This window comes from Luteibacter sp., from assembly GCF_051958795.1.
Taxonomy (GTDB): Bacteria; Pseudomonadota; Gammaproteobacteria; order Xanthomonadales; family Rhodanobacteraceae; genus Luteibacter.
On record NZ_JBQCFT010000290.1, the window covers coordinates 1 to 14,645 of the forward strand.

The window sequence follows — 14,645 nt, forward strand, 5'->3', positions numbered from 1 at the left end:
CTCTCCTTCAACAGCTAAAGGAGCTTGAGGCCATTGCCCGGTTATGGCTAGCTAAATCACCGGGCGACGAGTCAGTGGCAGCGATTGCACGACTAATACAGGAGAGTGCTAAGTCGATGGCTCGGATCCAAGTATGAGTTACGAAAAAATCAGGGGTGCTACCGTGAGGTCGTTGTTCCCGCACCTTCCGACCCTGTTCTCTAGGCTTGGGGGGATCATCCCAGAGCGTTTATATGAGAAGGTCGGAGTCGCTGCCTCGCCAGGTATCGAAAATCTTCCGACGAAGGATGCACGTTATCGGTCACAGGCTTTGGCGTCGCGCGTTCGATCGCAGTGGCTTCATGAGCAGGCTTTTGGCGTGGACGAAGGCAGTCTCGAGGCGTTTGTTAGTACCTATGTCGATGTCGACATTGAGCGGTTTACGGCTCATATGTCGGGGACCCGCGGGGCAATCTTCGCATCGCCGCATTACGGGCCGTTCTTGGGTGGCGCGCTACTCTTCGCTTCCGTGGCGTCGACGGTCAGGCCGGCGAACGTCTTCTACGACGCGCCTGCGGATGTGCCGGGTAACCTGCGCTTTGACACGCTCTTTGAAAGGTTTCCGGATCGGCTGCGTGTCCTGCACAATCGACCGCCGGACCTCATCAGGGCGGCCAAGTCCTTGCGACGGGGTGAGTGCGTCAGCATCATGTTTGACGTAGTGCAAGACCCGTCAGATTGCGTGTACGTGCCTTTTTTCGGTCGGCTGTATCCGGCTATGCCAGGTTCCGCTGTTCTTTCCGTCCTTACGGGCGCATCAATCGTGCCTGTGTATACGGTTCCTACGCGAGATAGGCGTATTCGTATTGATTTCGGCAGCGAGATCCGGCCGGATAGCTTTCTCGATGGATGCAGAGAGCAGCGGGTCTTCAATATGACGCGCGCCTTGTTTGCGGATATGGAGCGGCAGCTCGCTCGCGAGCCGTGGCATTGGATCTATTGGCAGAACGTGGCGTATGCGTCGGAATTTAGGGAGGGCTCATCCTCGGAAGCTGACGACTACCGTGCCGCGGTTCATGTGAGACTCGCGTCGGCGCCACAATTATTGGAGCTAATGCCAGAACTGTCTGGACTTTCGCATAGTGCGCCCAGTGCGATCTAAGGGACAGATCTTGATGGTGACTGCCTCAAGGTGGCGAGAGTTAAGACCGGGCTGGGCGTGGCGAGGCACCTTAATCGGCACTGTCGCAGCACTCCACCTAGGATTGGTAATGGCCATCCTGTCGATGCAACCAGTCCAGCCGATGGAACGGGACCAGGCGTGGCTGGACACGATCGAAGTACGGTTCATTGACGTGGCAAGCCACCGAGCTACCGTCCCTGCGGCTACGAAGGCGATGCCAGAAGCGGGCAAGCCAAGGCCCGCTATGCGCAGAGCCGTCCGACCTGCCGCCACAATCCCACCGGTTGAGACGGTCTCGCCAGCGAACAACGTCAGTGATAGTGCTCGCGCCGGTGTGCTGCAACCCGAGCACGACCTTCCCGCAGGCCAGTCACAAGCGACCGACTACATCCCAGGAGGCAACGGCCTCCGCGGTCAGGACTTCACCTCAGCTCGACAAATCCGCCTACCTGGCGCCCCCACTATAAAAGGCGCACCCCGCATCCGCATGGTCGACCCACGCACCCAAGGCCTGGCCGGCGTAGTCCGAATCATCGGAAGCATCACAGGCGCCGTCGACAAACATTGCGTAGATCTGGACACCTGGGAAGGCATGTCCGTAGAGGAGCGCATCGAGCACCACGTGACCGAAGCGGACATGGCCCGCGCACGCGACGAACACGGTTGCAGTGACCCATCACTGCGCTCTCGCACGCCACCGGGCTACACGAACCGATGAAGTGATGCGAGATATCGGAGCGACACCAAGCGGCCAACTCGCGCAAACAAACAGCGCAAGAAACATGGCCAACATTCTCAAACAAAACACCAGCCAGATCTGCTACGTTGCTTCCGTTGCCCGCGTCAACGTCGAACCGCCCAACGCGGACAACCACCGTCTCGACGGTGAGAATCGCGAGCCAGAGGTGTTGTAGCACCCCTGACCCGCTAACCAGAACCAACTTTAGGAGAGTTGATTTGGCTACCCCAGATCATACGGCACTCGCTCGCCCGCCGGATCCCCCCGGCGACACCCCACCGGTCAACGGGCCGCCTGGCTAACGTACAGGCACGGTTGAAGAACCGCGGCGCGACCGTTTTGAGGCAATTCTTAATCGAATGAGGCAGGCATCCATGCCTGGAGCGCCTCACGGACGGTCATCGCCACACCCACTTCATCAATCAAGCCACCCGGCGCCCGGTCACGGGCTGCCGGTGAACCCGCGAACCTATGGTCCGTGGCACGGCGGGTCGTTGCCTGTCGTGCCACGTTAGAACGCGGATCGTGGCGAGAGGAAAGCGAGATGACGATCATGAGCGAGACCTTTGAACACGCAGAAGACCAGGGCCACACGGAAGGTCTTCCATCCACGAATGACCTGTTCAACGAAGCAACGATGTGGCTGCAGTACGCACGCGGTGTCACGGCGACGTTGGCCGATCTGATTCATGAAGCGGAGGATGTGGACATGGGGCGCCTTTCGCTGTCGCTGGAAGCCGTGGCCGCCATGATGCTTCTTAGTGCCAGGCAGCTTGGGGAGGCGAGGGCGCGGGCAAGTTGGAACGCGGTGAAGTCGGCCTGATTGACGGGCTCAAGCCCGCGGCGATGAAGGATCCAGCAAGGAGCCTGTGGACGTAGGGCGGCGAAGGCGCCGCCGGGTTCTTCGCGATGGCAGGTTTACATCGTCCGCTGGCCCACCCTCTGTCAGGTGGGCTGGATCGAGTTGTCCCGGCCAATATCACAGTTCTTGGCCCTATTGGATGGTGCAAGACACCCTTATGGTGAACGCTTCTTCCGGAGGAACTGACCCATGATGACGCCATCGAAACGCTCAAGCGTGCTCGTCGCAGGCGCAACCGGAGCCATCGGCCGACGGCTGGTCCCTCAGCTTGTGGATGCCGGCTACCGCATTGTGGGGCTAACACGCGACCCGGCCAAGGCGGACAGTCTGCTCGCGGCAGGAGCCATCCCCGTCATCGCCGATGTCTTCGACGCCGAACGCCTGACCAGGATCATGATGGCCGCACGTCCGGACGCCGTCATCCATCAGCTCACGGACCTGCCAGGCAACCTCGACGCGTCGCGCATGCAGGAGGGCATCGTCCGCAACTCCCGTATCTGCGCAGAAGGCACCCGCAACCTCATGGCGGCAGCCCGCGCCGCTGGCGTAGCCCGCGTTGTCGCCCAGAGTATTGCGTGGGCGTATGCGCCTGGCCCAGGACGGTTCTCCGAGACCGATGCGCTCGACGTCAAGGCAGAGGGCATGCGCTCGGTGAGCGTCGCCGGCGTCGTGGCGCTTGAAAAGAGCGTGCTGGAGTCGGGCGGTGTTGTTTTGCGCTATGGACAGCTCTGGGGCGACGGCACGGGGGCCGATACGCCAGAAGGCAAGGACAGGCCCCTCCATGTCGATGGCGCGGTCAGCGCCGCAATCATGGCGCTCGAGGTGGGCACGGCCGGCGTCTACAACATCGCCGACGACGATAGAGTGCTCGACCTGTCGAAAGCCCGCGAGATTCTCGGATGGTTGCCTGGGCTGCGTGGCAACGTGCCCAGCGCCCATGGTGATGCGGGGGCGGCCCATAGCTGACACTTTCCGTAATCCGATTGCGCATCGTCCGCCGCGTGCGGCGCTCGCCGCTTTACTACTGGCCCCCTGACCATATTGGGTGCATGGCGTTCACCGGGCGCTGATCGATGGCCCCGGGGCGTCTGGGGTGATGTATAAATTAAAGGGAGGCGCCAGCGCGCAGACATTGCTCGAGATTTTGCAGGGGCCGACGAATACGAATACGTGTGCGCCGGGCGTCAAGGCAGCAAATGGACGGTGTCGAAAATGCGTACTCTCGTAAACTCGTTCTCGCTCGCCGTACTTTTGACGGGGGTCTTCGTTGCCAACGAGAGCGCGAAGGGATGGGATAAGCCTGGTCCAGCAACCGCGCCGTCAGTTCCGTTCAGCTGTGCGCTGAAGCGAGGAACGTGGTGCATCCGTCAGGGCTCGGTGGAAGTAACGAAGCTTCAGCGCGTCGGAGAGTCTGATCCACCGGGGTCGGCATGGCGGCTGAATGACGTTCACTACCCCTCATCGACACTGATAGTTCTGGAGCCGGCTGGCTGCACGCACGCTTTCGCCGACACTGTCGAAGCACGGGGAATCGAGTATGGCGTCGATTGGGATGGTCGCAAGTGGGACAGAATGACGGTACGCATCCGCACGGATGGTTCGTGTGATCTCAGGCTCCTCGTGACACCCTTCCACGACGAGCCTTCGGAATGGGCTTTCTTCGCCGGTCGGACTTTTATCGAGGCGTGCAAGGATGACGATTGCCTCGACCCGCTCGTTCCGACACCGGGTGACGTTACGAACCAGTACCGTGACGGATTTCGGCGGGCCGGACGTTAGAACGCCGTCAGAACATCAAGCGCGGAGTGGCGGGGAGCATCGCCGACATGCGTGATATACGGGTGCCGCACATGGCTCATCACTGGAGGGCATCGGGTAGGGCGTTGGTGCCCCATCCCCAGAGGCCTCCGGAGGGCCCGAGGCGCCGACCGACGCTCCATGTGCTGCTCCTTGAGCTACCAGCACGTCAAGCCAGCCTCATTTCTGAAACGAACGGGTCGCCACAATGTCAATTGGAGAGATGTCATTTAGAGAGGAAGTCCTATCCAGCCTCTCGCGTCTAGATGGATCGCTCATCCCGGTGCTCGAGGCTCTCGTCCACCATCAGTACCCGCCGCAAGTCGTCGCTCTGCAGTTCGAGGCTTTCAGTGACGGATTCACGTATGAATTCCCGGTGCGAGCCTTCTTCGTTGACAGCGACAACTGCGAATTCTTCCTCTATGTTGACGGCGAAGCGACTTACCCAAGCCCAGTTGACCCGGGTTTGCTGGAGATTGATTGCGTCTACCCGTATGCCCTCGAGGAAAAGCTGGAAAGCGAGAGCCCCGACAGCGACGCCTGGCGACTCGCGACCGAAGAGCTTTTCAACTGGTTCCTGTCTTGCTGGCAGAAGGCCGGGGGGAGGAAGTTTCCGCTTTCTGCAACTATCTCACGTCACGATTTCAGGTCGGCGCTTGACCTGATGACGGGCAAGATGGTCCGCTGATGCGTCGTGCAGCCGGTGCGCGGTTACCAGGTAACTGTGGCGCTGCTGTATCCGGGGGCGAACCCGGTGGACCGAGGTGGTGGTATACATGAGGGGACGCTACCCCTCGTTGGACTCAACACCAGAACGACTCAACAGATCAGGCGGTGGCATGTCCCTGAACTCGATGATTTCCCGCTGGGAGCCGAACACGGCGATTGATCGCCAGTCGCTGGAGCGGGCCCTTGGTCCACTGGTTGATCGTCTGCCGGACGACTACCTCATGTTCATGGAGGCGTCCAACGGAGGCGCTGGCTTCGTTGGGTCCAACTTCATCCATCTGTGGCGAGTCGAGGAAATTGCACCCTGGAACGAAGACTATGAGTCATCACGATACGCACCCGGGCTCCTGCTCTTTGCATCGAATGGGGCGGGCGAGGGCTTCGGTTTCGACCTGCGCCAGAACGACGTGAAGGTGGTGATGGTCCCGTTTATCGGCCTTGGGTGGGCCGATGCAATTGTCCTGGCCGATGACTTGACTGGACTGTTCTCGAGGCTCGCCGCGGACACCATGTACGAGTGATCCGTATGTGAGATCGCTGCATGGTCGAGGCGGCGTGGGCGTGACCGAATCGAGCGTGAGGCGGCGGAATGATGCCTTGTGGACGCCTCATTGGAGCCGTGCCCAGTCCACATCAGGGAAATTCTGAAGCCTCACAAATGTGAAGGCCTCTGATTCAAAAGACAAGGCGGTTACCAGGTAACTCAACCACCGCCGTGCCCACATGTGCGGACTCTCCGCAAAATTAGTTGAGGTCGCGCTGATCACTGGCTGCACCACGCCGAGCGTCACGCCAAAGCGGAACCCACCGCCGGCGCCTGGCGGCTGTCGCATAAACAGCCGTCGCAGGAATCGTCACATAAGCACTCGTACCCCTGGGCTCGCCAGGCCCAATAGAAAAGTGCCCCGACCACCGGGCCGTCCGTTCCCTCACGCCCTGAAGCCCGAACGATAGCGGCTTCGTCGTGGCACCCGGCGCAACACCCACGCCGTCGTCGCTCACCTCGATATCAAGGTGATGCCGGCCGAACCGTACGTTCACGCAAACCGAATTAGCCTGGGCGTGTTTTCGCACGTTGCGGATGAGTTCGAGCACGATGGCGTTGATGTCATCCTCTGCCTCCGAACGGAGGGGGCGCTCGGCGCCATCGACCGTCACTGCGCCGTCGATTTCGGTGCCAGCGATGCATTCGGCGAGTGCGGCGCGCAGGCGGGAAACCAACATGCTGGAGGGCTGCGGTGCCGTGCGCAGGTCGACAATGCGTTCGCGTCCCTCCGCCATCGCCTGCTCGGCGACGCGCAGCGCTTGTTCCAGATGGTCGCGGACGGCGCCTTCACTGATCGCGTTGGCGGCAACCCGCACATACAACAAGACACCGTGGAGTCCCTGGAGCACCGTGTCATGCAGCTCGCGGGCAATGCGTTCGCGTTCCATGACCCGGGCAAGCAGGACGGCACCGAGCACGCGCATTCGCCACGCGTAGAGCGCATAGAGCAGGGCGAGGACGAGTGCGCCGCAGAAGACCTTGAACCACACCGACTGATAGAAAAAAGGCGCAATCCGCAGTGCGAACCGCGTCGGTGTGGCGGACCACACGCCATCCTCGTTCGCGGCCATCACTTCGAAGGTGTAGTGGCCCGGGCCGAGCTTGGTATAGGTCGCCTCCCGCACATTGCCGGCCTCATGCCATTGCTCGTCGACGGTCGAGAGGCGGTAACGAAAACGCGCCCGCTCCGGAATGGCCAGGATAGGGGCCGTGTAGTGGATATCGAGGCGCGTAGTGCCCGGCCCGAGCTGCATGTCGGGCCTGCCAGCGGCTCCGTTGATACTGACGATGGTGGCCTCGGGTGCACGCGGGTTCCGGCTAATGCGTGAGGGATCGAGTCCCGCCACGCCGCTGTCCGAGGCGACCCACAATCGGTCACCTGCACCCGGAATCAGCGACGGCGTAGGCACGGCGTCCCGAAGGCCGGGCCATCCGTCCCGTTCGTCGAGGTGCAGTGCGGGAACGGGCGACCTAGCGTCGTTCCACCACGCTTTCATGTCGGCGGCCGCAACGCGATACAGGCCGTCGGCGGCATTGACCCACAGGTCGCCGTCTGCCTGCTCCACGATGCCGGTGCCGACCCTTACCGTCTGCCCACCCTCGAACGAGAGCGTGCGCGCCTGCCCGTCGTTGGTGAGGAACTGCACGCCATGGTCGCCTGTCAGCCAGACGCCGCGGGCAGTCGGCCATAGCGCCGCAACTTGCCCGGTAGTGATGCCGTCCGCTGCCGTGTACACCTTTGCATGCGTCCCGTCGTCCTCGATAGAGGCAACGGTGCTGTCGTCGTACCCAAGCCAAAGGCCATGGCCAGCCTGCCGCACGATCGCGCGAATGAACTTTCCCCGTGGTGGCAGACCCTGGTCCTTGCCCAGCAGTGTGACGGCGCCGTCCTTCTCGCGGAACGCCTGCCGGAAGGCAAGCCATATGGAGCCGTCGCGCGCCTGCGTGATCGCACGCATCTGGGCAGGCAGGTCCGTCATCGCCGCGGGCAGGGGCGACGAAACGACAGTGGTTCCGTCCGCACGCAGGAGACCGGTGGTGGAATTCATCAGCACGGTGCCATCAAGCGCGGTACCGACAACCTTGGCCGAGGTGTCAATGTCCGGCCACGGTCGCGGTGTCTCGCCGAATTCTATGACGCCGCCTTGCGACGCGACCCACAGGTGGTCCCGTCCATCCGTTGCAATGGCCGGCTTGTAGCTGTCTGCGGGCAACTCCAGGGGGTTAAAGCGGCTTGGCCGGAGCTGGTCGATGCCTTTGGGCGTGGCGACCCAGATGGTCCCGTCGCGATCCTTGAGGGTCGCAAGGGCGGATTGACCCGTGAGGCCATCTTTTTCCGTGTAGGTCTCGACCCTCGGCATGCCGGTGGCGGGCCCATCGCCTGGCCAGACCATGCGCACCACGCCGTTGTTCGTCCCACACCACATGGCACCTTCGCTGTCGACGAACTCCTCGGCAAGCAGTGACTCCGGCCTCCATAGGCCGCCAGGTCGTCCAAGCTGCGCGGCGCGGAAGTCCGCTGGCGTACGCAACAGAAAAGCCGATGCGCCGGGCGGCTTCTGTAGCGCGCTTCTATCACGCAGGATCCAGATCGACTGGTCCGCGGCAACGAAGCCCTGCTGGAAGAAATCCGGAGGACCCGGTTCGGTCGCTGGGAACCGCTGCCAGGCTGAACCGGTGAACCGGTAAAGGCCACTCGTGCGGATCGCCCATAACGTTTCGTCACGGGTCTCGACGATGGATACCACCGTCCCTGCGCGGTCCTCTTTCGGGAACACCTCCGCCTTTCCATCGGCTAAGCGGGTGATATCGCCATTTCGCCCACCCACCCAGATGGCACCATCGCGAGCTGCGTAAAGCGCCATGATCTGCGGATGGGCCAGCAGGTGGCTGAGGCTGCCATCGAAGTTGACGCCATCGAACCGGAATAGACCCGTGGGGCCCCCAAGCCAGAGGTAGCCCTCGCGGTCCTGCGCCATCGCCCACACACCAGGTGGCGCGCCGGCGCTCGCGGGATACGCGCGGTGGATGAGCTTGCGGATGGAGTGGTACGCCGGATCGGGCGGGGCGTCGGCGTGGGCAACCGGTGCGACCAGCAGCAGGGCCATGCTGACGGCTGTCAGCAGGCGGCTCAGAAATGGGCGCATCAAACTTCCCCGGAACAGTGTCTGTCGATTGTGACCATGGCCCCGGCCAGGGTCTACCCGGGCCCGTCAGGCCGCGCCGGCCGTGGCTACGGAGGGTTCGGGCGGCGCATTCGTCTTCGTCCCCGCGAGATATTCGTGGACGGCCTGGATGACGGCCGACCCTTCGCCGACGCCGGAGGCAACACGCTTGACCGAGCCCGACCGGACGTCGCCGACGGCAAAGATGCCGGGGCGGCTGGTGGCGTAAGGCGAGCCGGCGATATCACTGGTGACAGCACGGCCCGTGGCGACAAAGCCCTTGGCGTCGATAGCGACGCACTGCCCGAGCCATGATGTGTTCGGGTCGGCGCCGATCATCACGAATACATGGCTTGCCGGGTGCACGAGCACCTCCCCGGTGTCCCGCCGGTGGCAGGACACCCGCTCGAGATGGTAGCCGCCATAGAACAGGATAATTTCGCTGTGCGCGTGAAGCGTGATGCGCGGTGAGCGCGTAATGCGCTCAATCAGGTAGTTGGACATCGTGGCTGCGAGGCCGGCGGCACGCACGACAAGATGGACCATGGAGGCGGTCTGCGCGAGGAAGACGGCGGCCTGGCCAGCAGAATTTCCGCCGCCGACGACGATTACCTCCTGGCCTGCGCAAAGTGCGCCTTCCATGGCGGTGGCCGCATAGTGCACACCGCTGCCTTCGAAGCGCTCGTAGTCAACGGCATCGAGCTTGCGGTAGCGCGCGCCGCTGGCGGCCACGACCGTCCGCGCCTGGACACGTTCGCCGCCATCGAGTTCGAGCACATAAGCGGACCCTGCACAGTCGATCGCGGTGACCGCACGGGAGATGGCAAGGCGCGCCCCGAATTTCTGCGCCTGGATATGCGCCCGCCCCGCGAGCGCACCGCCGGAGATGCCAGTCGGAAATCCAAGGTAGTTCTCGATGCGCGATGACGTGCCGGCCTGGCCACCGGGGGCAAGCGCCTCGACGACAATGGTCTTCAGCCCTTCGGAAGCCGCATAGACGGCCGCCGCCAGTCCCGAGGGACCGGCGCCCACGACAGCGACGTCATAGACCAGGTCCGGGTCGATAGCCTCCGTCAGACCGAGCCGGTCGGCAAGCTCGTGCGTCGTGGGCTGGGGAACCACGGTGTGGTCCGGGAGAATCACAACCGGCAACTGATCCACCGTGACGCCGAGCCCATCGAGAACCTGCGTTTGCTCGCCGACGTCGCCGACGTCGACGACACGATGGGGATATCCATTGCGCGTAAGGAATCGCTGTACGGCGAGGGTTTGCGCTTGGTGGGCGGCGCCCACGACCAGCACGCCGCCGGTGCCGTGATGGATAAGCCCGACACGCCGTAGGATGAAGGCGCGCATGACGAGCTCACCGAGCGCAGGCTCCGCGGCAAGCATCGTGTGGAATGGTTCGCGACCGATACGGATGACCCGCGTCGACCCACTCCCGCGTGCATGCACGAGCACCTCGCGCCCGTTGAGCTGATCGAGCTCACCGGTGAATTGCCCGTGTGTGTGGGTGACGAAGACCGTGCCCTGTCCATCGGCTTCCAGCTCGAAGACCTCGACCGCCCCCGACAGGACGATATAGAAATCGACGCCGCGCTGGCCACGCGCATACAGCAGCTCGCCGTCTCCGAGCTCGACCTCATGGCCATAGCCGCGGGCCGTGGCAACCATCGCATCCGAAAGCTGTGGAAATATCTGCGCCGTGCGTGCGTAGGGATCGTTGGGCTCGAGCGGGCTCATTACGGTATTCCTGCCAGCATTGCGACGATCACACTCTAGGAAATTCACGGCGCGCGCGATTGCAGAATGCGCACGTAGAAACGTCATTGGCGGAGCAGCCGCCCCCCCGCGCTAGTCAGCAGATCCTGTGTCTCAGGGTTGTCCCGCATGTAACCGATGACGAACTCGCAAGCCGGCTCGACGAGCAGGCCGCGCTCACGGGCGTGCGCCAGGGCGACCCGCACCAGCTGGATCCCGACGCCATCGGAAATGAGGCTATCGGAGATGTCGACCCGGAAGAGCCGCAATATCTTCCCGTCGCGCGTATACCAGGCGCTTGCGGACTCCGTGCCGAGTTCTGCAACGAAGCGGCCCTCCTCGGGCACGTCCCTGATGACAATATCCGCTGCCATGTTCGCGCCGTTGGATGGCCGGCATGCCGGCGACTGCGGAAGGCTAGCGCTTGCGGCAGCCCAACGCTTGCATTATTGGCGTGAGCACAACATGGCGTCATGTAAGTCTCAGTGACTGACGTTCGTTCAATCCAGTCAGGGGAACGTTGAAGCAGGATCCACCATGCCCGTTGGGAATGCCCCCCATGCGATTGCCCAGCTGAGCAAGCGCACGGTTCGCGCGTAGCATGCGCATCCATTTCCCATCCCTGGAATCCACCATGTCCTCATCAACCCAGTCCACCAGCGGCCCCGGAAGAGGGACCCTGTTTGCCATGGCGCTGGCCGCAGGCCTTGCGGTTGCCTCCATCTATTACAACCAGCCCATGCTGGGTGTGATGTCCGCCGCCCTGCAAGACAGCCGGGTCAGCGGATGGATCCCCACACTCACGCAGCTCGGCTACGCGGCGGGCCTGCTTTTCCTTCTGCCGCTCGGCGACATGCTCGAACGGCGCAGGCTCATCGTGGTGCAGTTCGGCGTGCTGGCCCTGGCCCTCGTTGTCATGGCCCTTGCCCCGGGGCTGGCCGTGCTCGCCATGGCCTCCATCCTGGTCGGAGCCGCAGCCACAGTGGCGCAGCAGATCGTACCGTTCGCGGCCATCCTCTCGTCGCCGGAGAAACGCGGTGCGGCTATCGGCACCGTGATGAGCGGTCTGCTCACGGGCATCCTGCTCAGCCGCACGCTGGCGGGCCTGGTCTCGAGCTTTGCGGGTTGGCGGGCCATGTTCTGGTTCGCAGTGCCCCTGGCCCTGGTGGGTGCCGTACTGATGGCCCGCAGGCTGCCCGAACACCATCCGGCAAGGAAGCTGCGCTACGGCGACTTGCTCGGCTCGCTCATCCACCTCTGGCGCAATGAGCCGGTGTTGCGCAGGGCCGCCATCACCCAGGCCCTGCTGTTTGCGTCGTTCTCCGCATTCTGGACGACTCTTGCGCTGCGCCTGGCCGAGCCGCCGCTGAACCTTGGTGCCGCATCGGCGGGTCTCTTCGGCATCGTCGGTGCGGTTGGCGTGGCCATGGCGCCGGTGGCAGGCCGGGTTGCCGACCGCCGCGGGCCCGCGCCAGTGATCGCGCTTGGCGCGGCCGCAACGATCGTGGCGTGGCTTGTGTTCGGGTTGTGGTCAAGCCTCATCGGACTCGTCATCGGCGTTATCGTGCTCGACTTTGGCGTGCAGATTTCGCTGGTATCGAACCAGCACCTCATTTATGGGCTCCACCCGGAATACAAGAGTCGGCTCAATACGCTGTTCATGACGACGATGTTCGTGGGCGGCGCAATCGGCTCGCTGGTGGCGGCCACCGCGTGGGGTCGCGGCGGCTGGCTGGCGGTCTGCGTGCTTGGCGGTGTGCTGCCCATGGGTGCCTTGCTGCTCACGCTCGCCCAGCGGCGTGTCCCGGAAACCCAGCAAGTGCACTAGGGGAGCAGCCTTCGTCGGGGTTCATCAAGGCCTCGACGAAGGCCGCAAAGGCCCGCGCCTTTGCGCTCGGCATGCGACCGGCGGGATAGACGGCCCAGAGAGCGACCTCGCCGAACGCCCAGTCGGGAAGCAACTGCACGACGTCCCCGCTTTCGAGTTCGGCATCCACGACCCAGCGTGAGGTTACGGCTATGCCGATGCCGGCGAGGACTGCCGCGCGCAGCCCCTCCGCTGCGGTGACATGGAGTGGCCCGTCGACCGTGACCTCCTCCGTGCGCGTCCCGAGTAATGCGGATAGCGCACGTGGTAACCCGCTATGGGCATACGTTACGACGGCATGGTCGGCCAGCTCCGCGACGGTCGATGGAGCACTGTGGGTCTCCACGTAGCGCCGCGATGCGACCAGGACACGCTCGCTCCGCGCCAGGACGCGGGCGGTCATCTCCGAGTCGTCGAGCGTGCCGATGCGTAGGGCAAGGTCCACACCTTCCCGAGCCAGGTCCAGCGGCCGGTCGTCCTGGATCATCTCCACCGTCAGGCCTGGGTTTGCGTCGAAGAAGCGGGGCAGGTGGGGAATGATGCGCATACGGCTGAACGTGACCGGTGCCGTGACGCGAAGGGGGCCTGTCAGCGCCGCACGCTCACCACGTGCTGCCTCGTCTGCCTCGTTGAGATGTGACAAGGCGAGCCGCGCGTGCTCGTGAAACGCGCGGGCCGCCTCCGTTGGGACCAGGCCATGGGTGTTTCGCAGGAAGAGTCGCACCTGGAGGTGTTCCTCGAGTTGCGCGATGGCCTTGGACACCGCGGGCTGGCCGACGTCGAGGCGTCGTGCCGCCGCGGAGAATGAGCCGGTTTCCATCACGGCCTCGAAGACCTGCATGGAGGCAAAGCGGTCCATATCGATAGCAACCTGTCGTGCGATGTATGCACGACAGTGTGCCAGAGCGCGCGTCACCTTTCTGCTATCCAGATCCATCGCCGATTCGCACACTCGGTTCATCCCACCATTGGTGTCCTCCCATGTCTTTTTGCAAGCACTCTCGGCGTCATTGTCTCGCCTCTATATTTGCCCTGCTGCTCACGACGGTAGCGTCAACGGTGCATGCCGCCGACGATACGTCCGGTTTCTTCAAACTGGCGGTTGGCAACGTCAAGGTCGTGGCCCTTTCCGACGGAAGCTTTACGCTTCCCGCCTCTGGATTGATGGTGGAATCCCGCAAGGGCGAAGTACGGGATGCGCTGGCAAAGGCGCATCTCGGCGATGGTGTACCGACCTCCGTCAATGCGTTTCTCGTCGACACCGGCGACAAGCGCATCCTTATCGACACCGGTTCCGGCGCCTTCCTTGGCACGACACTCGGGCAGGTCAACGCACACCTGACGGCCGCGGGTTATCGCGCCGACCAGATCGACGAGGTGCTCCTTACCCATCTGCATGCCGACCATGTCGGCGGGCTTATCGACCATGGCAGGATGGTTTACCCCAACGCCACCGTGCGCGTCGACGAGCGGGAGAGGGCGTTCTGGGAGAACCGTGCCAACGCAGGCCGTGTCGATGGCTCGGTCGCTGCGACGTTCGATGCCGTCGCGACCGCGTTGAAGCCGTATGAGGAAGCAGGTCACGTGAAGGACTTTCATACGGGCGATACGGTGGGACCCGGCATCACGGCGATCGACGAGCCTGGACACACCGCAGGCCACACGGGCTTCCGTGTCGAGAGCAACGGCAAGGTACTGATGGTGTGGGGTGACCTTGTCCATCTCGCCGCTGCGCAGCTCCCCGACCCGAAGGTCACTATCCGGTTCGACTCGACGCCTGCTGCTGCGGTGGGCAGTCGATTGAAGGCGCTCGACGCCGCGAGCAAGACGGGCGAGCTCGTCGCAGGTGCCCATCTCCAGTTTCCGGGCATCGGAACCGTGGGTAAGGACGGCGCCGGCTACACGTGGAGTCCGGTGCGATGAAACACCACACTGTCAAGGCAAACGGCATCCGCCAGCACTACATCGAAGCGGGTGAGGGCGCCCCGGTGGTTCTCTTGCATGGCTTCCCCGAAAC

General features: G+C 63.3%; 13 protein-coding genes. 9 read left to right on the forward strand and 4 right to left on the reverse strand.

The window, feature by feature from the left end:
• The first annotated feature begins 133 nt into the window (after positions 1 to 133).
• The 7 genes from ACTHLF_RS15040 to ACTHLF_RS15070 all read left to right on the forward strand — a co-directional run bounded on the left by ACTHLF_RS15040 (position 134) and on the right by ACTHLF_RS15070 (position 5,810).
• A complete protein-coding gene (locus ACTHLF_RS15040) occupies positions 134 to 1,141 on the forward strand; it encodes a lysophospholipid acyltransferase family protein (RefSeq protein WP_440328212.1) in 1,008 nt (335 codons plus the stop codon).
• 109 nt (positions 1,142 to 1,250) lie between these two features.
• Entirely contained in the window at positions 1,251 to 1,880 is a 630-nt protein-coding gene (locus tag ACTHLF_RS15045) for a hypothetical protein (RefSeq protein WP_440328213.1), read from the forward strand.
• A 64-nt stretch (positions 1,881 to 1,944) separates the two neighbouring features.
• Complete coding sequence (locus tag ACTHLF_RS15050; protein ID WP_440328215.1) at positions 1,945 to 2,076, forward strand: hypothetical protein; 132 nt, start codon at positions 1,945 to 1,947, stop codon at positions 2,074 to 2,076.
• 369 nt (positions 2,077 to 2,445) lie between these two features.
• On the forward strand, positions 2,446 to 2,724 hold the full coding sequence (locus ACTHLF_RS15055) for a hypothetical protein (RefSeq protein ID WP_440328217.1): 279 nt from the start codon (positions 2,446 to 2,448) through the stop codon (positions 2,722 to 2,724).
• Positions 2,725 to 2,952: 228 nt separating this feature from the next.
• Entirely contained in the window at positions 2,953 to 3,729 is a 777-nt protein-coding gene (locus tag ACTHLF_RS15060; RefSeq protein ID WP_440328219.1) for an NAD-dependent epimerase/dehydratase family protein, read from the forward strand.
• Between the two features lie 1,114 nt (positions 3,730 to 4,843).
• Positions 4,844 to 5,248, forward strand: a complete 405-nt coding sequence (locus ACTHLF_RS15065) for a hypothetical protein (RefSeq protein ID WP_440328220.1) — start codon at positions 4,844 to 4,846, stop codon at positions 5,246 to 5,248.
• Positions 5,249 to 5,399: 151 nt separating this feature from the next.
• Positions 5,400 to 5,810: an SMI1/KNR4 family protein gene (locus ACTHLF_RS15070; protein ID WP_440328222.1), complete on the forward strand. Its 411-nt coding sequence runs from the start codon at positions 5,400 to 5,402 to the stop codon at positions 5,808 to 5,810.
• A 223-nt stretch (positions 5,811 to 6,033) separates the two neighbouring features.
• Here ACTHLF_RS15070 and ACTHLF_RS15075 read toward each other — a convergent pair whose 3' ends face one another.
• The 3 genes from ACTHLF_RS15075 to ACTHLF_RS15085 all read right to left on the reverse strand — a co-directional run bounded on the left by ACTHLF_RS15075 (position 6,034) and on the right by ACTHLF_RS15085 (position 11,135).
• Positions 6,034 to 8,982 (reverse strand): sensor histidine kinase, encoded by a 2,949-nt coding sequence (locus ACTHLF_RS15075; RefSeq protein WP_440328224.1) that lies wholly within the window; start codon positions 8,980 to 8,982, stop codon positions 6,034 to 6,036.
• A 66-nt stretch (positions 8,983 to 9,048) separates the two neighbouring features.
• A complete protein-coding gene (locus ACTHLF_RS15080) occupies positions 9,049 to 10,743 on the reverse strand; it encodes an FAD-dependent oxidoreductase (protein WP_440328226.1) in 1,695 nt (564 codons plus the stop codon).
• A gap of 83 nt (positions 10,744 to 10,826) precedes the next feature.
• On the reverse strand, positions 10,827 to 11,135 hold the full coding sequence (locus tag ACTHLF_RS15085; RefSeq protein WP_440328228.1) for a GNAT family N-acetyltransferase: 309 nt from the start codon (positions 11,133 to 11,135) through the stop codon (positions 10,827 to 10,829).
• A 260-nt stretch (positions 11,136 to 11,395) separates the two neighbouring features.
• Between ACTHLF_RS15085 and ACTHLF_RS15090 the strand changes: the two genes are divergently transcribed.
• The gene (locus ACTHLF_RS15090) at positions 11,396 to 12,589 is read left to right on the forward strand and encodes an MFS transporter (RefSeq protein WP_440328230.1); all 1,194 of its coding nucleotides are present in this window, start codon (positions 11,396 to 11,398) and stop codon (positions 12,587 to 12,589) included.
• Here the strand turns inward: ACTHLF_RS15090 and ACTHLF_RS15095 are convergent.
• The gene (locus tag ACTHLF_RS15095) at positions 12,543 to 13,487 is read right to left on the reverse strand and encodes a LysR family transcriptional regulator (RefSeq protein WP_440328232.1); all 945 of its coding nucleotides are present in this window, start codon (positions 13,485 to 13,487) and stop codon (positions 12,543 to 12,545) included. The genes ACTHLF_RS15090 and ACTHLF_RS15095 overlap by 47 nt on opposite strands.
• Before the next feature lie 200 nt (positions 13,488 to 13,687).
• Between ACTHLF_RS15095 and ACTHLF_RS15100 the strand changes: the two genes are divergently transcribed.
• Positions 13,688 to 14,551 carry an MBL fold metallo-hydrolase gene (locus ACTHLF_RS15100; protein WP_440328233.1) on the forward strand — a complete coding sequence of 288 codons (864 nt, stop codon included), beginning with the start codon at positions 13,688 to 13,690 and terminating at the stop codon, positions 14,549 to 14,551.
• Positions 14,552 to 14,645: the final 94 nt, after the last annotated feature.